The 22,632-nt window shown below is 70.1% G+C and carries 20 protein-coding genes; 9 read left to right on the top strand and 11 right to left on the bottom strand.

All coding sequences use genetic code 11. The features are described from left to right. The first annotated feature begins 8 nt into the window (after positions 1-8). Positions 9-1,529: a M81 family metallopeptidase gene (locus HNQ70_RS09790; RefSeq protein ID WP_246434896.1), complete on the top strand. Its 1,521-nt coding sequence runs from the start codon at positions 9-11 to the stop codon at positions 1,527-1,529. A 70-nt stretch (positions 1,530-1,599) separates the two neighbouring features. On the opposite strand, the gene HNQ70_RS09785 is transcribed toward HNQ70_RS09790, so the two are convergent. Continuing rightward, positions 1,600-2,004, bottom strand: coding sequence for a VOC family protein (locus tag HNQ70_RS09785; RefSeq protein WP_183966900.1), 405 nt, complete (start codon positions 2,002-2,004; stop codon positions 1,600-1,602). A 31-nt stretch (positions 2,005-2,035) separates the two neighbouring features. After that, positions 2,036-3,379 carry an MFS transporter gene (locus tag HNQ70_RS09780; protein ID WP_183966898.1) on the bottom strand — a complete coding sequence of 448 codons (1,344 nt, stop codon included), beginning with the start codon at positions 3,377-3,379 and terminating at the stop codon, positions 2,036-2,038. A 179-nt stretch (positions 3,380-3,558) separates the two neighbouring features. On the opposite strand from HNQ70_RS09780, the gene HNQ70_RS09775 reads away from it, so the two are divergent. Genes HNQ70_RS09775 through HNQ70_RS09765 form a run of 3 tightly spaced genes read left to right on the top strand, consistent with a single transcriptional unit; the run spans position 3,559 to position 7,365 of the window. Then, positions 3,559-5,175: a flavin-containing monooxygenase gene (locus HNQ70_RS09775; RefSeq protein ID WP_183966896.1), complete on the top strand. Its 1,617-nt coding sequence runs from the start codon at positions 3,559-3,561 to the stop codon at positions 5,173-5,175. Continuing rightward, complete coding sequence (locus HNQ70_RS09770; RefSeq protein ID WP_183966894.1) at positions 5,172-6,095, top strand: DMT family transporter; 924 nt, start codon at positions 5,172-5,174, stop codon at positions 6,093-6,095. Before HNQ70_RS09775 ends, HNQ70_RS09770 begins: the two co-directional genes overlap by 4 nt. A gap of 58 nt (positions 6,096-6,153) precedes the next feature. After that, positions 6,154-7,365 carry a CoA transferase gene (locus tag HNQ70_RS09765; RefSeq protein ID WP_183966892.1) on the top strand — a complete coding sequence of 404 codons (1,212 nt, stop codon included), beginning with the start codon at positions 6,154-6,156 and terminating at the stop codon, positions 7,363-7,365. 36 nt (positions 7,366-7,401) lie between these two features. On the opposite strand, the gene HNQ70_RS09760 is transcribed toward HNQ70_RS09765, so the two are convergent. Genes HNQ70_RS09760 through folE form a run of 4 tightly spaced genes read right to left on the bottom strand, consistent with a single transcriptional unit; the run spans position 7,402 to position 10,080 of the window. Beyond that, complete coding sequence (locus HNQ70_RS09760; RefSeq protein ID WP_183966890.1) at positions 7,402-7,773, bottom strand: DUF2237 family protein; 372 nt, start codon at positions 7,771-7,773, stop codon at positions 7,402-7,404. 42 nt (positions 7,774-7,815) lie between these two features. Then, positions 7,816-8,496: a DUF6064 family protein gene (locus tag HNQ70_RS09755; protein WP_183966888.1), complete on the bottom strand. Its 681-nt coding sequence runs from the start codon at positions 8,494-8,496 to the stop codon at positions 7,816-7,818. 7 nt (positions 8,497-8,503) lie between these two features. Next, a complete protein-coding gene (locus HNQ70_RS09750; RefSeq protein ID WP_183966886.1) occupies positions 8,504-9,421 on the bottom strand; it encodes an aldo/keto reductase in 918 nt (305 codons plus the stop codon). Further along, positions 9,421-10,080, bottom strand: coding sequence for a GTP cyclohydrolase I FolE (gene folE, locus HNQ70_RS09745; protein ID WP_183966884.1), 660 nt, complete (start codon positions 10,078-10,080; stop codon positions 9,421-9,423). Before folE ends, HNQ70_RS09750 begins: the two co-directional genes overlap by 1 nt. Before the next feature lie 109 nt (positions 10,081-10,189). On the opposite strand from folE, the gene HNQ70_RS09740 reads away from it, so the two are divergent. Then, positions 10,190-11,902, top strand: coding sequence for an alkaline phosphatase D family protein (locus HNQ70_RS09740; protein WP_183966882.1), 1,713 nt, complete (start codon positions 10,190-10,192; stop codon positions 11,900-11,902). A gap of 79 nt (positions 11,903-11,981) precedes the next feature. On the opposite strand, the gene HNQ70_RS09735 is transcribed toward HNQ70_RS09740, so the two are convergent. Together HNQ70_RS09735 and HNQ70_RS09730 are read right to left on the bottom strand one after the other, a co-directional pair. Continuing rightward, a complete protein-coding gene (locus HNQ70_RS09735; RefSeq protein WP_183966880.1) occupies positions 11,982-12,632 on the bottom strand; it encodes a 2-hydroxychromene-2-carboxylate isomerase in 651 nt (216 codons plus the stop codon). A 28-nt stretch (positions 12,633-12,660) separates the two neighbouring features. After that, on the bottom strand, positions 12,661-13,821 hold the full coding sequence (locus HNQ70_RS09730) for an acetyl-CoA C-acyltransferase (RefSeq protein ID WP_183966878.1): 1,161 nt from the start codon (positions 13,819-13,821) through the stop codon (positions 12,661-12,663). A 268-nt stretch (positions 13,822-14,089) separates the two neighbouring features. Between HNQ70_RS09730 and acnD the strand changes: the two genes are divergently transcribed. Further along, complete coding sequence (gene acnD / locus HNQ70_RS09725) at positions 14,090-16,684, top strand: Fe/S-dependent 2-methylisocitrate dehydratase AcnD (RefSeq protein WP_183966876.1); 2,595 nt, start codon at positions 14,090-14,092, stop codon at positions 16,682-16,684. A gap of 8 nt (positions 16,685-16,692) precedes the next feature. After that, positions 16,693-17,883 (top strand): 2-methylaconitate cis-trans isomerase PrpF, encoded by a 1,191-nt coding sequence (gene prpF / locus HNQ70_RS09720; protein WP_183966874.1) that lies wholly within the window; start codon positions 16,693-16,695, stop codon positions 17,881-17,883. Positions 17,884-17,904: 21 nt separating this feature from the next. On the opposite strand, the gene HNQ70_RS09715 is transcribed toward prpF, so the two are convergent. Then, positions 17,905-18,795, bottom strand: a complete 891-nt coding sequence (locus tag HNQ70_RS09715) for an alpha/beta fold hydrolase (RefSeq protein WP_183966872.1) — start codon at positions 18,793-18,795, stop codon at positions 17,905-17,907. Positions 18,796-18,799: 4 nt separating this feature from the next. Continuing rightward, positions 18,800-19,165, bottom strand: coding sequence for a VOC family protein (locus tag HNQ70_RS09710; protein ID WP_183966870.1), 366 nt, complete (start codon positions 19,163-19,165; stop codon positions 18,800-18,802). Positions 19,166-19,352: 187 nt separating this feature from the next. On the opposite strand from HNQ70_RS09710, the gene HNQ70_RS09705 reads away from it, so the two are divergent. Continuing rightward, complete coding sequence (locus HNQ70_RS09705; RefSeq protein WP_183966868.1) at positions 19,353-20,156, top strand: SDR family NAD(P)-dependent oxidoreductase; 804 nt, start codon at positions 19,353-19,355, stop codon at positions 20,154-20,156. A 113-nt stretch (positions 20,157-20,269) separates the two neighbouring features. Continuing rightward, a complete protein-coding gene (locus HNQ70_RS09700; protein WP_221302753.1) occupies positions 20,270-21,475 on the top strand; it encodes a serine hydrolase domain-containing protein in 1,206 nt (401 codons plus the stop codon). Positions 21,476-21,524: 49 nt separating this feature from the next. Here the strand turns inward: HNQ70_RS09700 and HNQ70_RS09695 are convergent, their stop codons facing one another. Continuing rightward, on the bottom strand, positions 21,525-22,520 hold the full coding sequence (locus HNQ70_RS09695; RefSeq protein WP_183966865.1) for a Bug family tripartite tricarboxylate transporter substrate binding protein: 996 nt from the start codon (positions 22,518-22,520) through the stop codon (positions 21,525-21,527). Positions 22,521-22,632 lie beyond the last annotated feature (112 nt).

Here is a 22,632-nt window from a genome sequence, read left to right as displayed (position 1 = left end):
CGGAGACCATGAGCATGCGCCGCAAGTTCGTCATCGCCTCGATGCTGCACGAGACCAACACCTTCTCCCCGCTGCCCACCCCGATCACCTCCTTCGGCCCGGGCGGTCCGCTGCGCGGCGAGCAGGCAGTCGCCGAGCTCGCAGACACCAACTACGGAATCGGCGGCTTCATCGGCGTCGCGAGAGAGGCTGGCGCCGAGTTCAGCGTGCCGCTGGCCGCCAATGCGAACCCCTCCGGGCTGGTGACGCGGGAGGCCTACGAGGCGATGGCCGGGGCGATCCTCGACGAGGTGCGCAAGGGCTGCGATGCGGTGATGCTCGACCTGCACGGCGCCATGGTCTGCGAGCACCTGGACGACGGCGAGGGCGAGCTGCTCGCCCGCATCCGCGCGCTGGCGCCCGGACTGCCGGTGGCGGTGGCGCTGGACTTCCACGCGCAGATGACGAACCGGATGGTGGACAACGCCACGGTCATCACCGGCTACCGCACCTATCCGCACATCGACATGCGGCTGACCGGCGAGCGCGCCGGCCGCACGCTGCTGCGCGCGCTCGACGGCCCGTCCAGGCCCGCGATGACCTGGGGCCGCATCCCGATCCTCAGCAGCACCCTCTCGCACACCCCCTCGCGCAATCCGATGAAGGACGTCATGGACCGCGCGATCCTCGCCGAAGCCGGCGGCGAGGTGCTCAATGCCTCGGTGTTCGGCGGCTTCCCGCAGGCGGACATCCCGCACCTCGGGCTGTCCGGGGTGATCGTCTACAACGCCGCGCGCGACGGTGCGCGAGAGCAGGCCCAGGGCCTTCTCGACAGCCTGCTGGACCAGGCCTGGGAGCGGCGCGCCGACTTCATGTACCGCGGCGAGCCGCTGGCGGACTCGATCGCCCGCGCCCGTGCAATGACCGAGGGGCCGGTCATCCTCGTCGACCACGGCGACAACACCGCCTCCGGAGGCACCCAGGACGTGATGAGCGTGCTCGAGGAGGTGGTGCGCCAGCAGCTCGACGACGTCGTCGCCGGCCCCTTCTGCGATCCGCAGGCGGTGGCAAAGATGATCGAGGCCGGCATCGGCGCGAACGTCAGCATCGACGTCGGCGGTCGCATCGACATGCCGGCGCTGAACCTGAAGGGCCGGCCGATGGCGCTTTCCGGGAAGGTGCGAGCGATCACCGACGGCGAGTTCGTCGTCACCGGGCCGATGGCCACCGGGGCGCGCATCCGCATGGGCCGAACCGCGGTGCTCGACACCGGGCGCGTGCAGGTGGTGGTGTCGGAGGGCCGCGTCGAGCCGCACGACCTCGGCGTGTTCACCCATTGCGGCATCGACCCGCGCCGAAAGCGCTACGTGCTGATCAAGTCCCGCCAGCACTTCCGGGCCGGCTTCGAGCCGATCGCGCGGCACATCGTCGAATGCCAGGGGCTCGGCGTGACCGCCTCGGACATCGCGCTGTTCGACTACCGGCGCAGGCCCAAGCCGCTGTATCCCTTCGAGAAGGACACGCGGCCGACGGACTCGCCGCCGGCCTGAGGGCGCCCGGATCGCCGCGGGTCGGCGGTCAGCCCGCCGGGGCCCGGCGACGGCCCCGGCGCTGCAAGCCTCAGCCCGCCTGCAGGAACTCCACCCAGTTGCCGTCCGGGTCGGTGACCATGCCGATGCGCACGCCGGGGCGCACTTCCTTGTCGGCGATGATCACCTTGGCGCCGGCCTTGGCGCAGGCCTCCACCACCTCGGTCAGGTTGCTCACGGTGATCGTCCAGTAGCGATAGCCGTTGGCGCCGGGAATGCCGCCGGGCGCCGCGGGCGCGGCCACCTTGGGAACGACCACCAGCTTGATCAGGCTGTCGCCGCAGAGCATGCGGTGCATGGTGCCGCTGCCGCCAGGCATCGGCGTCGCCTCCTGGTAGCTGAGCCCGACGACGTCGCGGTAGAACGCGAGCATCGCGTCGCCGTTGGTGGTGACGATACCCAGGTCGATCGCCTTCTTCGTGACTGCAACACCCATGCCGTTCTCCTCGTTTGTGGGAGCGTGGATTCTAGCGGCCGCCTCGCAGCAGCCGCCCGAACGCGAGCGCGAAAACGGCCAGCCCACCGCCGACGATGCCGAAGCTGGCGCCGGAATGCCCTGTCTGACCCTGCAGCCAGCCGATCAGCGTGGCGCCCAGCACCACGCCCAGCAGCCGCGTCACGTTGACCAGGCTGCCGGCCACGCCGCGCTCCTCGACCGGCAGCATCGAGGTGGTCGCATCCATGTAGCCCACGCCGAAGACCCCCTGGCCGATGCCGCTCGCCAGCATCCCGACGACCATCAGCGAGGGAAGCGGCCACCAGCTCAGCAGCCCCGCAAGGAGCAGCAGCCCGCCCGACGCCACCCCCAGCCCGATGGCCATCGCGCGGTGGGCCGGCCAGCGGCGCGCCACGCGCCCGAAGAGCAGGCTCCCGACCACCGATCCTGCCGGATAGGCGGACAGCAGCAGCCCGGTCACCGCGATCGACAGGCCTGCCTCGCGCGTCAGCACGTAGGGCAGCAGCAGCAGGTTGGCGAAGCACGCGAAGCTCACCGCCACGGACGCCGCCTGCAGGCCGGAGAAACGCAGCGATCGGAACGGCGCCATGCGCAGTACCGGGTGGGCGGCGCGGGATTCGTGGCGCGCGAAGAGGACGCCGCCCGCGAGGCCCAGCAGCAGCAGCAGCGGTCCGCTCGCGCCGGCGCCCGGCCGGGTCGACTCGGCGATCCCGAGCGCGAGGCAGGCGAACACCGCGGGCAGCCCCAGGGCTCCCGGCCAGTCGAAGGCGGCTCGCCCCGCCGTTCGCTGCGGCATCAGCGACCCCTGCGGCATCAGCGGCATCAGCGCCAGCGCAAGCAGCGAAAGGGGCACGCGGAACCAGAACACCGCCGGCCAGCCGGCCGCCAGCAGCAGGCCGCCCAGCCAGGGGCCCAGCGCCATCCCCAGGCTGAACACCGCGGCGTACAGCGCCAGCACCGCGGCCTTGCGCTCCGCGGGGAAGAGCAGCGTGGCCAGCGCCGGCGCGCAGGCCACGGCAATGCCCACCGCGGCGCCCTGCAGCCCGCGCATCGCCACCAGCGTCGGATAGTCCGGCGCCATCGCCGCCGCCGCGTGCGCGAGCGCGCTGGCCGCCAGCCCGAGGGCGAAGACCCGGCGATGGCCCAGGCGGTCCCCGAGGTGGCCGAAAACCAGCGAGGCGGCCGACTGCGCCACCACGAAGGGGATCACCACCCACTGGATGTCGCGCAGCGGCAGCGAGAAGGCCTCGGTGATGACCGGGAAGGCGGTATTGACGGTGGTGTCCAGCGGCCCGACCAGCACGCCGAGGAAGACGATCGCCAGGCCGAGCCGCGCCCGGTCAGCAGGCGTCATGGAACGGAGCGGCGGAGCGGCCGGAGATCATGCGTTCAATCCTATCCCCGGGCACGCCGCGCGTCCTCGCAGGATCGCGGGATTCCGGACGCCGGCGCGGTTTATCTTTGGCCGGAACTTGCTCAGACTAGGGCGCAGACGGGAAGCACTCGCCCGCGCCCACAAGGAGACCCGACCCGATGACCCCCAGCGCCTCCCCTCGAGCCTACGACGCCATCGTGATCGGCGCCGGCTTCGCCGGCATGTACCAGCTGCTGCGGCTGCGCGACACGCTCGGGCTGTCGGTCAGGGTGCTGGAGGCCGGCTCGGGCGTGGGCGGCACGTGGTTCTGGAACCGCTACCCCGGGGCGCGCTGCGATTCCGAGAGCCACTCGTACATGTACTACTTCTCGAAGGAGCTGGTGCAGGAGTGGGAGTGGACCGAGCGCTACCCGCAGCAGCCCGAGATCCTGCGCTACCTGAACCACGTCGCCGACCGCTTCGACCTGCGCCGCGACATCCAGCTCGACACCCGCATCAACGAAGCGCACTACCACGACACCGACGACCTCTGGCACGTGCGCACGGAATCCGGCGAAACCTTCGTCGCGCGCTGGCTGATCACCGCAGTCGGCTGCCTGTCGGCTGCGAACATCCCTCGGATTCCCGGCCTCGAGGACTTCCGCGGCGCCTGGTATCACACCGGCCAGTGGCCGCACGAAGGCGTCGACTTCGCCGGCAAGCGCGTCGGCGTGATCGGCACCGGCTCCACCGGCATCCAGGCCATCCCCGTGATCGCGGAGCAGGCGGCGCACCTGACGGTGTTCCAGCGCACTGCCAACTACAGCATCCCGGCGCGCAACGGCCCGCTCACTCCAGAGTTCAAGCGGTACGCGAAGGCCCGCGCGGACGACATCCGCTACGTGATGAACACCAATGCGAACGGTCATCCGTTCCGGGTGGCGGACCGCTCCGCGCTGTCGGTCGGCGAGGACGAGCGGCACGCCCTGTACGAGGCGGCCTGGGCCAAGGGGGGCCTCGAATTCCGGGCGGTGTTCCGCGACCTGCTCCAGGACAGGGCGGCCAACGACACCGCCGCGGAGTTCATCCGTGCAAAGATCCTGGAGATCGTGAAGGACCCCGGGAAGGCGCGCATCCTCTCCGACATCGACCACCCCTTCGCGTCGAAGCGGCCGCCGGTGGACTCGGGCTACTTCGAGACCTTCAACCGCGACAACGTCGAGCTCGTCAACCTGCGCGCCACGCCGATCGAGCGCATCACCCCGACCGGGATCCGCACCGCCGCGGGCGAGCACGAACTCGACATCATCGTCTTCGCCACCGGTTTCGACGCGATGACCGGCTCGCTGCTGAAGATGGACATCCGCGGCCGCGGCGGACGCTCGCTGCGCGAGGACTGGAGCGCGGGCCCGCGCACCTACCTCGGCCTCCAGGTGCCGGGCTATCCGAACCTGTTCACGATCACCGGGCCCGGCAGTCCCTCGGTGCTGTGCAACCTGCCGCCGCAGATCGAGCAGCACGTGGACTGGATCACCGCCTGCATCCGCCACATGCACGAGCAGGGCATCGCCCGCATCGAGCCCACCGAGGAGGCGGCCGGGCGCTGGCAGCTCGAGGTGGAGGCCGCAGCGAAGGCCACGCTGCTGGCGGACGTGAAGCACTCCTGGTACCTGGGCGCCAACGTGCCCGGCAAGCCGCGCGCCTTCATGCCTTACGCCGGCGGCTTCGGCCGTTACCGCGACCGCTGCGACGAGGTCGCCCGCACCGGCTATCCGGGATTCCGGCTCGAACGATGACCTCCCGCCCGCCCGCCGGCCCGGCCTACCGGCCGCTGATGGGCATTCTCTTCATGTGCATGGCGGGCAGCCTCCTGCCGATGATGAACGGCCTGGCCAAGCTGATGAGCCAGGACTACGCATCGGAGCAGGTGGTGTGGGCCCGCACCTTGAGCCACCTGGTCTTCGTGCTGGCGCTGTTCGTGCCGCAGCGCGGCTGGCGCATCCTGCGCACCCGCCGCCCGGGCGTGCAGTTCCTGCGCTCCTGCATGCTGATCACCTCCACCTTCCTGTTCTTTTCCGCCATCAAGTTCGTGCCGATCGCGAAGGCGGCATCGATCTCGTTCACCGCGCCGCTGATCGTGGTCCTGCTGTCGGGCCCCATGCTCGGCGAGAAGGTCACGCTGTCGCGCATCCTCGCGGTGCTGGTCGGCTTCGGCGGCGTGCTGGTGGTGATCCGCCCGGGCTTCGAAGTCTTCCAGTGGGCATCGCTGCTGATCCTGGGCAGCGCCAGCTGCTATGCGGTCTACCAGGTGCTCACCCGCCGGGTCGCGGGCTTCGACGCCCCGGAGACCTCGGTGGTCTACTCGGTGCTGGTCGGCGCGGTGCTGATGAGCCTGCTCGTGCCCTTCTCCTGGAAGACCCCGGAGTCATTGACCGACGCGCTGCTGCTGGCCAGCCTGGGCGTGTTCGGCGGGCTCGGCCACTACTGCGTGGCCCGCGCGATGACCTACGCGCCGGCCAACTTCGTCTCGCCCTTTCAGTACTGGCAGATGATCGGCTCGGTGGCGATCGGCTACCTGCTGTTCGCCGAGATCCCCGATGCCTACACCTGGCTCGGCGCCGCGCTGATCATCGGCGCCGGCATCTATGTCGGGATCTGGGGCGGCGGCCGAGCGCCCGCCAGCCCCGAGCCGCCCCCTTCAAGAGAATCGACATGATGCGGATCGTGCTCGTGGCGATTGCCGTTGGTGAACCATTCAAAGCGAGGAAATTTCAGTGGATGAAGGACAACGGCCGTTCGACGGCCTGAAGGTGATCGACTGCGCGAGCTTCATCGCCGCGCCGGCGGCAGCGACGATCTTTGCCGACTTCGGCGCCGACGTGATCAAGGTGGAACCGCCCGAAGGCGATCCCTATCGGGAGCTGTTCCGCCCCGCGGGCTTCGGACCTGACGACCGCAACTACGGCTGGGAGCTGGACTCCCGCAACAAGCGCAGCCTTGCGGTCGACCTGAAGCGCCCGGAAGGCCTCGCGGTGCTGCATCGGCTCGTCGCCGGCGCCGACGTGTTCCTCACCAACCTGCCGCTGGCGGTGCGCCGCCGGCTGGGGATCGACGATGTGACCGTCTGCGCGCTGAACCCGCGGCTGGTCTACGGCTCCTTCACCGCCTACGGAGAGGCGGGCGACGAGGCCGACAAGACCGGCTTCGACTCCACCGCGTACTGGGCCCGCTCCGGCCTGATGGACCTGGTGAAGCCGGACCACGCGGCGCCGCCGGCGCGCTCGGCGGCCGGCATGGGCGACCATCCCAGCGCAATGACGCTGTTCGCCGCGATCACCGCAGCGCTGTACCGGCGCGAGCGCACCGGGCTCGGCGGGGTCGTTCGCTCGTCGCTGCTGGCCAACGGACTGTGGGCCAACGCCTGCCTGGTGCAGGCGAGGCTGTTCGGGGCGCCGGTGCCGCCGCGGGCGCCGCGCGAGCAGTGCCCCAATGCAATGACCAATACCTACCGCTGCGGCGACGGGAAGTGGCTGAACCTGGTGTCGATCAACGAGGTGCGGCAGTTCGGGCCCCTGCTCGAGTTGCTCGGCTGCACCGAGGCCGCGGATGACCCCCGCTTCGCCACGCCCGAATCCCGGCGCGCCAACAGCGTGGCGCTCGTTGCGCTGCTCGACGCCCGCTTCGCGCTGCGTCCGCGCGCCGAGTGGAGCCCGCTGCTCGACGCAGCGGGCGTGACCTTCAGCGAGATCAGCACGCTCGACGACATCCCGAACGACCCGCAGCTGCGCGCAGCCGGCGCACTGGTGCCGTTCGCCGAAGGCCCCGGCCTGACGGTGTCGAGCCCGTTCACGATGGATGGCGCGCAGAAGGTCGGACCGATGCTCGCGCCGGCGCTCGGCGCGCACACCGCTGCGGTGCTGCGCGAGGCAGGCTACGACGAGGCCGGCATCCAGGCGCTGCGTGAGCGGGGGGTCGTGAGCGGCTGAGCGGCTGAGCGTCCTGGGCGGGCGCGCCTCAGCCGCTCAGCGCGCCGGCGACCACGCGCAGGACTGCAGCTGGGCCAGCGTCAGGTGCTCCAGCGCGCTCGCATGCGTGCACTCCAGGATCACCGGCGGTGCGACGCCCGCCTCGAAGGCTTCCTTCCAGCGCAGCGCGCACAGGCACCAGCGGTCTCCCGGTTTCAGCCCGGCAAAGCGGTAGGCCAGCCGGGGCGTGACCAGGTCGTTCCCGCGCTCCAGCGAGAACTCGAGGAACTCGCGCGTCACCCGCGCGCAGACCACATGCGTGCCGTGATCGTGCTCGTCGGTACTGCAGCAGCCGTCGCGGAGGTATCCGGTCAGGGGGTCGTAGGAACAGGGCACCAGCTCGGTGCCGAGCACGTTCAGCGCAGTCATTCCGGGGCCGGTCTCAGTGTCGGTGGAAAGGGATCTTGCAGTTCAGCGTCGCCACGCCGTCGCCGCGGCGAGGACGGCAGCCGCCAGTATCGCCCATGCCTGCGGCGAACCCATCGTCGCGAGAGTGATTGCGCTCAGGACGCACCACGCCAGCGGCAGCAGCCAGAGCCCGCGAAGCCATCGGCGGGCGGCCATGGATTCGCCGCGCACCGCCAGCAGGAAGGCCAGGGTGCCGATCGCCGTCGGGTCGGGCGCCAGGCCGAAGACCTCGGCCTGCGTCCACGGCCGGCCATCGGCCGCCGCCAGCAAGGGATGAACCGCGAGCGCCCAGAGCCCGAGCATGAGCGCAGCCCCGCGACGCAGGCGATCCGCTGCCAGGCGCAGGCTTCCGGCAACTGCCGGTACCAGCAGGGCCGCGGCCTGCAACAGGAACAGCGCGGCATACCCGCGGGCCGGCCAGTTCACCGGCACGAAGCGCTCCAGCATGAAGACCCAGCCGGCCAGCGCCCAGCAGCCGGCGAGGAGACCGGCGCTCACGCGCAGCGCAGTGCCGGCGCCCCCGGGACCCGGTCGTCCCAACGCCAAGAGGCAGCCCGCGCCCAGGGCCAGGACGATCGGCTGCGCAGGCCACCAGGCCTCGTTCATCGATTCGAACAGCCGCCAGTAGACGCGCGGCGAGAACATCAGGAAGTCGGACGGCCGGTAGCTCAGCCAATCGTCCACGCCGGTCTCACATTGCCGCGACGTCGGCCGCCATCCGCGCGCGCAGCGCCGCATCCGGCATGCGCCCGCGCGCGACAGCCATGTTCTGCCGCAGGTGGTCCACCCGGGTCGTGGCCGGAATCGCGCAGGTCACCGCCGGATGCGTGACGATGAACTTGAGCGCCGCCTGCGCCCAATGCGTGCAGCCGATCTCCGCGGCCCAGCCGGGCAGACGCTGGCGCGAGAGCCGGCGCAGCAGCGCCCCCTCGCGGAAGGGGCGGTTCGCGATCACCGCAATGCCCCGGTCCGCTGCCAGCGGCAGGATGCGCCGCTCGACCTCGCGATCCAGCAGGTTGTAGCTGACCTGTACGAAGTCGATGGGCCGCGTTTGCATCACCCGTTCGATCTCGTCGTGACGCCGCCCTTCCGAAGTGGTGACGCCGACGTAGCGAAGCCGGCCCGCCGCCTTCATCTCGAACAGCCGCGGCAGGTGATCTTCCCATGACCAGAGGTTGTGCACCTGCATCAGGTCGAAGCGCTTCACGCCCCACAGCTTCGCCGAGGCTTCGATCTGCGGCGCGCCGCGCGCGGCGTCGCCGATCCACACCTTGTCGGCCGAGAACAGCGGCGAGGGCATGCCCAGCCGCGCCAGCGCATGTCCAATGGTCGCCTGCGCCGATCCGTACATGGGCGAGGAGTCGATCAGCCGGCCGCCCTCGTCGAAGAACGCGCGCACCACCTCGGTACACGCCGCGAGCGCCCCGGGATCGGCGCCGACGTTGAAGGTGATCCAGCAGCCCAGGCCCACGACGGGCAGCGCCTCGCCGCTCGATGGGACGGGCCGCGTCGCCATCGGTTCAGCGGACACGCCACGGGCGTGCCAGCCGCCCAGCGCGAGCGCGCAGGCTCCCGCCGGCAGCAGGGCGAGGCTGATGCGCCGGCGCATCAGCCAGCGCGCGGCCCGATCGCCTGCGCGAACTCGCGACGCAACTGCTCGTTGTCGCCGAAGCAGCCGGCGAAGGCCTGCGTGTAAACACGTTCGTCGCCGCGGCGGTCCTCGCCGAGCAGCAGGCACAACTGCTCTGCGTCGATCACGCAGGCCGCCCCTTTCGCCATCCCGTGCGTCACCAGCGCCTCCGCGATGTCGCGGGTCATCCACTCCTGGTAGGTGAAGCGATGGCCGATCGCGTCCACCATGCGCGCAATGCGCCCGAAGCCGTGCAGCCGCCCGCCGGGGATGTACGCCACGTGGGCCACGCCGCGGAAGGGGACCAGGTGGTGCGGACAGACGCCATGCACCGCGATGCCGCGGATCACCACCATGTCCTCGCGCGGATCGGCGAAGCCTTCGCCCAGCGCAGCTGCGGGATCGATCGCGTAGCCGCCCAGCAGACGGCGCTCCCAAAGCTCGCGCACGCGCCGCGCGGTGCTGCCGGTGTGCACTGATTCGGGCGAGATCCCGCAGGCGCGCAGCAGGCTTTCGACGGCCGCCTCGAACGCCGCCGGGTCGAAGGCGCCGACGCGCGGGATGCCGATGCTGCCGGCGGCGGTCGGCCGGGGGTGGTCGTGGTCGTGATGATGGTCGTGGTCGCAGCGCTCTGACATGCCCTTGTGCCCCGAGGTGGATGAGGAGTAGGTTAACCGCAGTCGTCATCGAGGTTTCACGCGACCATGGGAGCGTGAACGGGCAACCGGATCATTCAAGGATCTCACCATGTCCCACTCCCTTCCGCGCCGCGAATTCATCATCCGGCTGGCCTCGGTTTCCGCCGTGCTTGCCGCAGGCGCCAGCCTGTCGGCCTGCGGCTCCGGCGACGGCCCCTCGGTCGACTTCGCCTACGGCGTGGCCAGCGGCGATCCGCTGGCCGACCGCGTCATCCTCTGGACCCACGCGCGGCTCGGCGACCGCGACGACCCCGTCGAGCTCGCCTGGGAGGTCGCCACCGACCCGGGCTTCACCGCGCTCGTGAGCTCCGGCACCGTGATCGCGGACGCCTCCACCGGCTTCACCGCGAAGGTCGACGCCACCGGGCTCGCGCAGGGACAGAGCTACTACTACCGCTTCCGGCGCAACGCCTCGGTCTCGCCAGTCGGGCAGACCCGCACGCTGCCCGCCTCCGGCGCCACCGAAGTCCGCTTCGCGGTGTTCAGCTGCCCGAACTACCCGAATGGCTTTTTCAACGCCTACGCCGAAGCGGCGCGCAGCGACGCCCAGTACGCGATCCACCTCGGCGACTACATCTACGAATACGAGGCCGGCGGGTACGCCTCGCAGAACGCCGCCGCACTAGGCCGGGTTTCGGATCCCCCGCAGGAGCTGCTGTCGCTCGACGACTACCGGCGACGTCACGCCCAGTACAAGTCGGACATCGACGCGAAGCTGCTGCACGCGCGCATGCCGATGATCGCGGTGTGGGACGACCACGAAATCGCCAACGACGCGTGGAGGGACGGCGCCGAAAACCATCACCCGGCCACCGAAGGCAGCTACGCCGCGCGCCGTGCCGCCGCGCTGCAGGCCTACCACGAGTGGATGCCGATCCGCACCGGCGCCGACCGTGCCCGCATCTACCGCAGCTTCGATTTCGGCAGCCTGCTCTCGCTGCACATGCTGGACACGCGCCACCTCGCACGCGACCTCCAGGTGGACCAGCTCGCGCTCGGCGGCCTCAAGGGCCCCCAGGCTCAGGCGGCCGCCTACGCGGACTTCACCTCGCCCACCCGCCAGATGCTCGGCCTCGAGCAGCAGGCCTGGCTGCAGGGCCGCATGGCAGCGTCCACCGCCACCTGGCAGGTGCTCGGCCAGCAGGTGCTGATGGGACGCATGGAGTTCCCGGCCTCGGTGCTGGTGGCACTCAACCCCGCCGACACCTCGCCCGAGGCACAGGCCGCCGGGCAGGCGGCCATCGCGGCCTACCTGACGGCGAAGGCCACGCCGCCCGCGCAGCGCACGCCGCAGCAGAACGCGCTGATGGACCCTGCGCAGAACCCGCTGCTCGGCTACAACCTGGACGCCTGGGACGGCTACATCGTGGCGCGCGAGACCCTGCTCGCCACGGCGCTCCAGCTTGGCAAGAAGCTCGTCTGCCTGTCCGGCGACACCCACAATGCCTGGCACAACGACCTGACGCTGATGGGGCTGGCCAACCCCGCGCTGGCCAGCGTGAAGGTGGGCGAGGAGTTCGCCACACCCGCCGTGAGTTCGCCCGGGCTCGAGTCCTACCTGGCGATCCCGCCCGCGCAGATCGAGGCCATCTTCGGCAGCATCGTGAACGACCTGAACTGGATGGACTCCTCGCGGCGCGGCTTCCTGAAGATGAGCTTCACCGCCACCGAAGCGCGCGGCGACTGGGTCTTCGTCGACACGATCGCGAGCCGCAGCTACACGGCGACGGTGGGGCACTCCGCCGTGTACCAGCCGAGCTAGCGGGCTCGATCGCGACCGCCTTCCCGCTGCAGGTTCCAGCTCGGCGCCCCGACGCGGAGGCTCGGAAAGGCGCGCCCCGTCAGTTCCGCGGCTCGACCGGCAGCCCGTAGGTCACCTGCCCCACGTCATGCCACTGCGGCCCGTTGAACCACGGGTCGCCGTCCAGGTAGGCGCGCAGCATCGGCAGGCTGTCCGCGCCCCAGAACACGCGGCCGTCGACCACGAAGCTGGGCGTGCCGAACACGCCCAGCCCGATCGCCTCGGCGGTGTGCGCGCGCAGCAGCGCCCTGGCCTCGGGACCGCGGGGATCGAGCACCGGCGACAGGCGCTGCTCCAGCGCCTCGAGCCGCGCAGCCTCCAGCGGCTCCCGCCCGCCTTCCCAGATGTGGCGGAACAGGGCTTCGCAGGCCGCGGCATCCGGCGTTCCCTGCGGATGCGTGGCCACGGCGAGCAGCAGCAGCTGCAGCGGGTTGAACGGCTGCCGCGCGGGGAGGTCCAGCGCCAGCCCCTGCCCGCGGGCGAGCCACAGCACGTGGCGGTAGGTCCAGTCGCGCTTGGGCGGAATCTCCGCGGGCCCGCGGTTGCCATGGTGGCGCAGCACGCCGCCCAGCAGCACCGGCCTGTACACCACCTCGCAGGCACTGCCCTGCAGTGCCCGCGGCAGCGCGTCGAAAGCAAGCCATGCGTAGGGGGAGATGAAGTCGACGTAGAAGGTGACGGTCTTCCGCATATGCCCCCCCGCCCGGCCCGGAGGACGGTCAGAACACTTCGAACAGTCCCGCTGCGCCCATGCCGCCGCCGATGCACATCGACACCACGACGTTCTTCGCACCGCGGCGCTTGCCCTCCATCAGCACGTGGCCGGTGAGCCGCGCGCCGGTCATGCCGAAAGGGTGGCCGATGGCGATCGAGCCGCCGTTGACGTTGTACTTCGCCGGGTCGATGCCCAGCTTGTCACGGCTGTAGAGGCACTGGCTGGCGAAGGCCTCGTTCAGTTCCCAGAGGTCGATGTCGTCGACCTTCAGACCGTGCCGCGCCAGCAGGCGCGGAATGGCGAAGACCGGACCGATGCCCATCTCGTCCGGTTCGCAGCCGGCCACCGCCCAGCCCTTGAACGCGCCCAGCGGCTGCAGTCCGCGGCGCTCGGCTTCCTTGGCTTCCATCACCACCACCGCTGCGGCGCCGTCGGAGAGCTGGCTGGCGTTGCCGGCGGTGATGAACTTGCCCGGCCCCATGACCGGCTGCAGCTTGGCCAGGCCCTCGAGCGTGGTTTCGGGGCGGTTGCACTCGTCGCGATCGACGGTGACGTCGACCAGCGACTCGGCCTTGGTCTCCTTGTCGACCACCTTCATCCGGGTCTTGACCGGGATGATCTCGTCCTTGAACTTGCCCGCCTGCTGCGCCGCCGCCATCCGCTGCTGCGACTGCAGCGAATACTCGTCCTGGTACTCGCGGCTGATGTTGTAGCGCTGGGCCACGATGTCGGCGGTGTCGATCATCGGCATCCAGTAGGCCGGGTACATCTCGGCGATGCGCGGCTCGGTGCCGCCGCCGCCGCCGCCCTGGAAGGTGATCGAGTCGACGCCGCTGCCCACGGCGATCTGCGCACCCTCGTGGACCACGTAGTGCGCGGCGTGCGCGATCGCATTCAGGCCCGAGGAGCAGGCACGGTGCATGGTCATTCCCGAGGTGGTGATCGGCAGGCCGGCCATCAGCGCCGCGCCGCGCGCCACGTTGCCGGAGGCGGCCACGCAGCCGGCGATCACGTCCTCGATTTCCGCAGGGGCCGCCCCGGAGCGCTTGACCGCCTGCTCGATCGCCGCGGACAGCAGCGCCATGTTCGAGGTGTTGTTGAAGCCGCCGCGGCCGGACTTGGCCAGGCCGGTACGGGCGTAGGAAACGATGACTGCCTGTCGCATGAAGAGCTCCCCCTTTGGATGTTTGGCCGCCCCGGCCGGGCTCCGGAACCGCATGGCCGGGACTCGGAGGACGTCGGAGGATTATGCACGGGGGGCGCCCTCGGGGGTTCCGCAAAGCGGACGGGAGGACGCGTCCGGCCGCGGCGGGCCGCAACCCTCGGGAGCGGCGCGAAGCCCCGCTCGGGCCTGACATGAAGACCCTGTAGCGCGTGCCGTATATTCGCCGCCGCCCGGCCGTTTCCAGGGCCGATCGGATAAAATCGCACCCATGAATACCACCTACCGCACCCCCTTGCCCGGCACCACGCTCGACCACTTCGACGCCCGCGCGGCCGTCGAGGCCATCCAGCCCGGCGCCTACGACAAACTGCCCTACACCTCGCGTGTGCTGGCCGAGAATCTGGTCCGCCGCTGCGATCCGGCCGCGCTCACCGATTCGCTTAAGCAGCTGATCGAGCGCAGGCGCGACCTGGACTTCCCCTGGTTCCCGGCCCGCGTCGTCTGCCACGACATCCTCGGCCAGACCGCGCTGGTCGATCTCGCCGGCCTGCGCGACGCCATCGCCGACCAGGGCGGCGACCCGGCCAAGGTCAACCCGGTGGTGCCGGTGCAACTGATCGTCGACCATTCGCTGGCGGTGGAGTGCGGCGGTTTCGACCCCGACGCGTTCGCGAAGAACCGCGCGATCGAGGATCGCCGCAACGAGGACCGTTTCCACTTCATCGACTGGACCAAAGAGGCCTTCGAGAACGTCGACGTGATCCCCCCTGGCAACGGGATCATGCACCAGATCAACCTGGAGAAGATGTCGCCGGTGATCCAGGTGCGCGAGGGTGTGGCCTTCCCCGACACCTGCGTCGGCACCGACAGCCACACGCCCCACGTCGATGCGCTGGGCGTGATCGCCATCGGCGTCGGCGGCCTGGAAGCCGAGAACGTGATGCTGGGCCGCGCCTCCTGGATGCGCCTGCCCGACATCGTCGGCGTCGAGCTGACCGGCAAGCCGCAGCCGGGCATCACCGCCACCGACGTCGTGCTCGCGCTCACGGAGTTCCTGCGCAAGGAGAAGGTGGTCGGCGCCTATCTCGAGTTCCGCGGCGAAGGCGCAGCGGCGCTGACGCTGGGCGACCGCGCCACCATCTCCAACATGGCCCCGGAGTACGGCGCCACTGCGGCGATGTTCTACATCGACCAGCAGACCATCGACTACCTGAAGCTCACCGGCCGCGAAGACGCGCAGGTGAAGCTGGTCGAAACCTATGCGAAGTACACGGGACTGTGGGCCGACAGCCTGAAGAACGCCGAGTACGAGCGCACTCTGCGCTTCGACCTGTCCAGCGTCGGTCGCAACATGGCCGGCCCGTCCAACCCGCATGCCCGCGTCGCCACCGCCGACCTCGCCGCCCGCGGCATCGCCGGCAAGTGGGAAGAAGTGCCGGGCCAGATGCCCGACGGCGCGGTGATCATCGCCGCCATCACCAGTTGCACCAACACCAGCAACCCGCGCAACGTGATCGCGGCTGCGCTGCTGGCGCGCAACGCCAACCGGTACGGCCTGACGCGCAAGCCCTGGGTGAAAACTTCGCTGGCCCCCGGCTCGCGGGTGGTGGCCCAGTACCTCGACGAGGCCGGCCTCACCGAAGATCTCGAGAAGCTCGGCTTCGGCATCGTGGCCTTCGCCTGCACCACCTGCAACGGCATGTCCGGCGCGCTCGACCCCGTGATCCAGAAGGAAATCGTCGATCGCGACCTCTATGCCGTGGCGGTGCTGTCGGGCAACCGCAACTTCGACGGCCGCATCCACCCCTATGCGAAGCAGGCCTTCCTGGCCTCGCCGCCGCTGGTGGTCGCCTACGCCATCGCCGGCACGATCCGTTTCGACATCGAGAAGGATGTGCTCGCGGTGGTCGACGGCAAGGAGATCCGCCTGAAGGACCTCTGGCCCAGCGACGAGGAAATCGACGCGGTCGTGAAGGCCTCGGTGAAGCCGGAGATGTTCCGCAACATCTACGCGCCGATGTTCGACATCCGGCGCAAGGCCGGCGCCAAGGTCAGCCCGCTGTACGACTGGCGCCCGCAGAGCACCTACATCCGCCGCCCGCCCTATTGGGAAGGCGCGCTGGCCGGCGAGCGCACGCTCAAGGGGCTGCGTCCGCTGGCGGTGCTGGGCGACAACATCACCACCGACCACCTGTCGCCGTCCAACGCCATCATGCTGGACAGCGCGGCAGGCGAGTACCTGGCCAAGATGGGCCTGCCGGAGGAGGACTTCAACTCCTACGCCACCCACCGCGGCGACCACCTCACCGCGCTGCGCGCCACCTTCGCCAACCCCACGCTGACGAACGAGATGGCGGTGGTCGACGGCAAGGTGAAGAAGGGTTCGCTGGCGCGCGTCGAGCCGGACGGCAAGGTGATGCGCATGTGGGAGGCCATCGAGACCTACATGAACCGCAAGCAGCCGCTGATCATCGTGGCCGGGGCCGACTACGGCCAGGGTTCCTCGCGCGACTGGGCGGCCAAGGGCGTGCGCCTGGCGGGCGTCGAGGTCATCGTCGCCGAGGGCTTCGAGCGCATCCACCGCACCAACCTGATCGGCATGGGCGTGCTGCCGCTGGAGTTCCAGCCGGGCACCACGCGCAAGACGCTGGGGCTGGACGGCACCGAGGTCTATGACGTGGTCGGCGAGCGCACCCCGCGCGCCACCCTGACCCTGCTCATCCAGCGCAAGAACGGCGAGAAGCTCGAGGTGCCGGTCACCTGCCGCCTGGACACCGCCGAGGAGGTGTCCATCTACGAGGCCGGCGGCGTGCTGCAGCGCTTCGCGCAGGACTTCCTGGCCTCCGAGACCAAGGCCGCCTGAGGACGACCATGGCCCACGTACCGCAAGTGAAAGTCCCCGCCACCTACCTGCGCGGGGGTACCAGCAAGGGCGTCTTCTTCCGCCTGCAGGATCTCCCCGAGCGCGCGCAGGTTCCGGGCGAGGCCCGCGACCGCCTGCTGATGCGCGTGATCGGCAGCCCGGACCCCTACGGCAAGCAGATCGACGGCATGGGCGGCGCCACCTCGAGCACCAGCAAGACGGTGATCGTCGGCAAGAGCAGCCGGCCAGACCATGACGTCGACTACCTGTTCGGCCAGGTGTCCATCGACTCCGCCTTCGTCGACTGGAGCGGCAACTGCGGCAACCTGTCGGCGGCCGTGGGCCCGTTCGCGATCAGCGGCGGGCTGGTGGACGCCAGCCGGGTGCCCAGGGACGGCGTGGCCGTCGTGCGCATCTGGCAGGCCAACATCGGCAAGACCATCATCGCGCACGTGCCGGTCACCAACGGCCAGGTCCAGGAGACCGGCGACTTCGAGCTCGACGGCGTCACCTTTCCCGCCGCCGAGGTCCAGCTGGAGTTCATGGATCCGGCCGCCGAGGAGGAAGGCGCGGGCGGTTCGATGTTCCCCACCGGCAACCTGGTCGACGACCTGGAAGTGCCCGGCGTCGGAACGCTGAAGGCCACCATGATCAACGCCGGCATCCCGACCATCTTCGTCAATGCCGAGGCCATCGGCTACACCGGCACCGAGCTCCAGGACGCGATCAACGGCGACGCCAAGGCGCTGGCCATGTTCGAGACCATCCGGGCGCACGGCGCGATCCGGATGGGGCTGATCAAGGACGTCTCCGAGGCCGCCAAGCGCCAGCACACGCCCAAGGTGGCCTTCGTGGCCAGGCCCGCAGACTACGTCTCGTCCAGCGGCAAGAAGGTCGGCGCCGGCGACGTCGACCTGCTGGTGCGCGCGCTGTCGATGGGCAAGCTGCACCACGCGATGATGGGCACGGCCGCCGTGGCCATCGGCACCGCCGCAGCCATTCCCGGCACGCTGGTGAACCTGGCTGCCGGCGGCGGCAACCGCAACGCGGTGCGCTTCGGTCACCCGTCGGGCACGCTGCGCGTCGGCGCCGAGGCCAGCCAGGAGAACGGCGAGTGGGTGGTCAGGAAGGCCATCATGAGCCGCAGCGCGCGGGTGCTGATGGAAGGCTGGGTGCGCGTGCCGGGCGACGCGTTCTGAGCTGAGCGGCCGGCCGCGCGTTCAGCCCTCGGCGCGCGGCGCGGCCCCGAACAATTCCTCCGCGATCAGCCCCGCCACCAGCGCGGGATCCTCCATCGGCATCAGGTGGCTCTTGTCCGGCAGGTGCAGGTCGCGCCCGTCCCGGAACTCGGCGGCGAGCCCGGGCCAGGTCGGCGAACCCAGCGTGTCGAAGGGCCGGATCGATTCGTCCAGCGCGCGCGCCCGCACCACGGTGACCGGGATGCGCAGCGCGCGGACGCTGGCGTAGATGCCCGCGTCGCGCCGCACCGTGTCGTAGACCCGGCCTTCGGTGGCCGGTGCGCAGGCCAGCTCGAAGCCTTCGCCGTCGGCCGCGGGGCGCAGGCCATGCACACAATAGTCGCGCAGCGCCTGCGGATCCCAGGTCGAGTAGGGTGGCCGCTGCGCCAGGCGATCGAACATCGCCTGCGGCGACTCGAAGCGGTTCTTCCTGCCCACCGCCGGATGCGGCTCGCCGGACAGCGGCGGCCGGTTCAGGTAGGACTCCGGCGCGAACATCGGCGGATCGATCAGCATCAGCCGCGCGAAACGCCTCGGCTGGGCTGCGGCAGCCGCCACCAGCGCATGCCCGCCCATGCTGTGTCCCACGCCCACTGCACCCTCCAGGTCCAGCGCGATGGCGGCCTGCGCGAGGTCACGACCGAAGTCCTCCCATCCTGCGAAGGGCAGCGCCTGGCTGCGGCCGTGGCCGCGCAGTTCGATCGCAAGCACGTGCACGGGCGGCAGCCGGCGCACCATCTGGTCCCATACCCGCGCATGGAAGCCGGTGGCATGCACCAGCAGCAGCGTGGGCGCGCTGCCGCGCAGCGCCGCGTTCCACTCGAAGGCCGCGAGCGAGAGGCCTTCGAGCTGCACCTGGCGTAGCTTCGGCACGGCCTCAACCCATGCAGTAGACGACCAGCTTGTTGCCGTCCAGATCGCGGAAGTAGCCGCCGTAGAAGCGATCTCCGCGCAGGCCGGCCGCGCCCTCGTCCTGCGCGCCGAGCTCGAGCGCGAGCTTGTGGACGGCGTCGACCTTTTCGCGGCTGTCGGTGGCCAGCGCCACCATCGTTCCGTTGCCAACCGTGGCGGGCTTGCCGTCCCAGGGCTGCATCACCGACAGCATCGGGCCGCGTCCGGCGCCCCAGCCGATGCCGCGCTCGTTCGCGAAGACGCGCTTGCCGCCAAGCGCCGCGGCCAGCTTGTCGTAGAAGTCCGCCGCGCGCTGCAGGTCGTTGGTGCCGAGGGTGGTGTAGCCGATCATTTTCTGGTCTCCTGGGGTGGCGGTCTGTTTTCGTTCGGCGAGGCCGCACTCGACGGCCCGGAATCGAGTGTAGACGCGGGCCGGCCGCCGCCGCCCGGGCGGTCATTTCAATCCCTGCACAGGCGCCTTGCGCCCCGGCGCGGATTCGTGATCTCTGTGCATCCGAACCCCACGACAGGAGCCCCCAATGACCCCAACCGCCGCGAACCCGCGCCGCACCTTCTCGCCCGAAGCCTTCGCCGGCCGGGTCGCCCTCGTCACCGGCGCCGCGTCCGGAATCGGCCTGGCCACCGCGAAGGCCTTCGCCGCAAGCGGCGCGCGCGTCGCCCTGGCGGACCTGCCGGGGAGCGCCGGCGAGGCGCAGGCCCGCGCGCTGCGCGAGGCCGGTGCACAGGCGATCTTCGTTGCCGTGGACGTCGCCGACGCAGCTTCGGCAGCAGACATGGTCGCAAGCACCGTCGCTGCCTTCGGGCGGCTGGACTGCGCGGTCAACAACGCCGGCGTGGGCGGCGGCGAGGGCCAGCGCCGCGCCACCGCCGACTACGACCTCGAGCGCTGGCGCAGCATCCTGTCGATCAACCTGGACGGCGTCTTCCACTGCGTGCGCGCCGAGCTGCCTGCGATGCTGGCGAACGGCGGCGGCGCGATCGTCAACATGGCGTCGATCCTCGGCAGCGTGGGCTTCGCCAACGCCTCGGCCTACACCGCCTCCAAGCACGGCGTGGTCGGCCTGACGCGCGTGGCAGCGATCGAGTACGCGCAGCGCGGCATCCGGGTCAACGCAATCGGCCCCGGCTTCATCGAAACTCCGATGACCGCCCCGGTGCGCGCCACCGACGAAGGGCTGGCTGCGATCACCGCGCAGCACCCGATCGGGCGCCTGGGCCAGCCGGAGGAGATCGCGGGCCTGGCGCTGTTCCTGTGCTCGGATGCAGCCTCGTTCATCACGGGCGCGTACTACCTGGACGACGGGGGCTACACCGCACGCTGAGATCCGGGCTCGCGCGGGTTTCCGGAACCGTCAGGCGCCCGGCAGCGCCTGCGCGGTCGACACCGGCTGTCCCCGTGGATATCGTCGTCGCTTCGACAGGAGAACGCCCCACGATGTCCGCAGCCGCCCTCGACGCCCGCCCCTTCGACTTCTCGTCCGCCCACGCCGCGATGCGGCAGGCGGTGGACGCCGACCTCCTCGCCGGCGTGTCCTCGGCCGTGCTGCACGGGCGCGACCTGGTCGACCTGCACTGCGTCGGCATGGCCGACCGGGAAGCGGGCACGCCGCTCGCGCCCGACCACCTGTTCCGCATCTTCTCCAACACCAAGCTCGTCACGTCGTGCGCGGTGATGCTGCTCTGGGAAGAAGGCCGCATCGACCTCGACGACCCGATCGAGCAGTACATCCCGCAATTGGGCGCGCGCCGCGTGCTGCGCCCCGGGGCCACCTCGATCGACGACACCGAGCCGGCGCGCGGCCCGATCACCATCCGCCACCTGCTCAGCCACAGCTCGGGCCTCAGCTACGGCCTGCTGGACCCCGGCACCACGATGTACGCGGCCTACACCGGGCGCAAGGTGCTGGCGCCGACCAGCACGCTGGCCGACATGATGGACACGCTGGCCGACCTGCCTTTGTCCTTCCACCCGGGCACTGCCTGGGAGTACTCGGTGGCCACCGACGTGCTCTCGCGCCTGGTCGAGGTGGCGAGCGGGCAGCGCTTCGACGAGTTCCTGCAGGCGCGCATCTTCGGGCCGCTGGGGATGAAGGACACCGGCTTCGTCGTCCCCGAGGACCAGCAGCACCGGCTGGTCGCCTATTACGCGGGCGCGAGCCTGACCGATCCGATGAAGCCCGGGCTGACCCGCACCGACGATTCGCCCTGGCCCGGCGCCTACCGCAAGCCGGTGCCGCGCCTGTCGGGCGGCGGCGGCCTGGTGTCCAGCCTGCCGGACATGATCACGCTGATCCGCAGCCTGATCCCGGGCGGGCCCATGCTGCTGCAGCCGGAGACCATCGAGCTGATGATGAGCAACCAGCTGCCCGAGGGCACCTTCATCCGCTTCCCGACCGTGGGCGAAGCGAAGGGCAAGGCCTTCGGCCTGGGCGGCGCGGTGACGCTCGGCACCTCCTCGATCGACCCGCCGGACTCGGTCGGCGAGTTCCAGTGGGGCGGCATCGCCGGCACCCACTGGTGGATCAACCCCCGCCGAGGGCTGGCGGGCATCGTGATGGCGCAGCGCCAGATGGCGTTCTGGCACCCGTTCTCGTTCGCGATCAAGCGGGAGGTGTACGGCGCAGCATCGAGCGCGCGCTGAGAGCGCGCCCTCGATCTCCGAATGGCAGTCGAACCGATGGACGCGAGGCTCAGTTCTTCGGAATGTTGGCCTGCTTGATCAGCCGTGCCCACATCTGCAGGTCGGTCCCCAGCATCCTGCCGAACTCCTGGCGGTCCATTCCGCCGGGCTGGTAGGACAGGGTGTTCAGGCGCGACTGATACTCAGGCTCGCTCATCAGCCTGGTGAACTCCCTGGCCAGCACTTCGACGATCGGCTTCGGCGTACCTGCCGGCACGAACGCGCCGGCCCAGCCGAATACTTCGAAGTCCTTGAAGCCCTGGCCGTTCAGGGTCTGCAACTCAGGCATCTGCGCCAGCGGGGATGGCCCCGTGACGCCGAGATACTTGAGCCGACCGGACTTCACATGCGGAAGGGTGGTGAGATCGACGAAGCCGCCGGCGATCTGTCCGCCGAGCAGATCCTGGATCAGCGGCGGAATGCCTTTGTAGGAAACATGCGTGGCGTCCAGCCCCGCCTGGCTGGTCAGCATCGACGCCATGATGTGTGACAGGGTGCCGGTGCCGTAGTTGCCCAGCGGGTATTTCTGCGGATCGGCCTTGGCGAGATGGACGAACTCCTTGACGTCCTTCGCTGGGAGGTCACTTCGCACAGCAAACACCAGCGGAACCCGGGCCATCAGGGCGATCGGGACAAAGTCCTTGATCGGATCGAACGGAACGGTCGTGTAGATGCTGGGTGCCTGGATCAGCGAGGTGATGGTGATCAGGATGGTGTGACCGTCAGGAGCCGATTTGGCGACATGGTCCGCCCCGATCAGGCCCCCGGCACCGGGCTTGTTCTCGACGACCACGCTCGTCTTCAGCGCGCTGGCGAGTTGCGGCGCAAGGGTGCGCGCGAGGGTATCGGTACCGCCCCCGGGAGCATAGGGCGTGACGATTCGAACCGGTACGTTGCCTTTCGGATACGAGACCGCAGTCTCTGCGAAGGCGGCATTGGAGGAAATGACCGACAGCGCGAGCGCACACTGCAGCAACCGACGTTTCGAGCTCCGGAGAAGCATCATGTAATGGGGTCCTGACGGAAACGGATTGGAGAAGGCCCTCGTTCGGCACAGGACATTGCCGACCTTGCAGGGGAGATGCATTCTTCACGCCGAAGCGTGAAACGGCGCCAGG

It is taken from the genome of Quisquiliibacterium transsilvanicum, assembly GCF_014202215.1.
GTDB lineage: Bacteria > Pseudomonadota > Gammaproteobacteria > Burkholderiales > Burkholderiaceae_E > Quisquiliibacterium > Quisquiliibacterium transsilvanicum.
The sequence above is the reverse complement of the archived record's forward strand: the minus strand, read 5'-3'. Positions and strand labels throughout refer to the sequence as shown.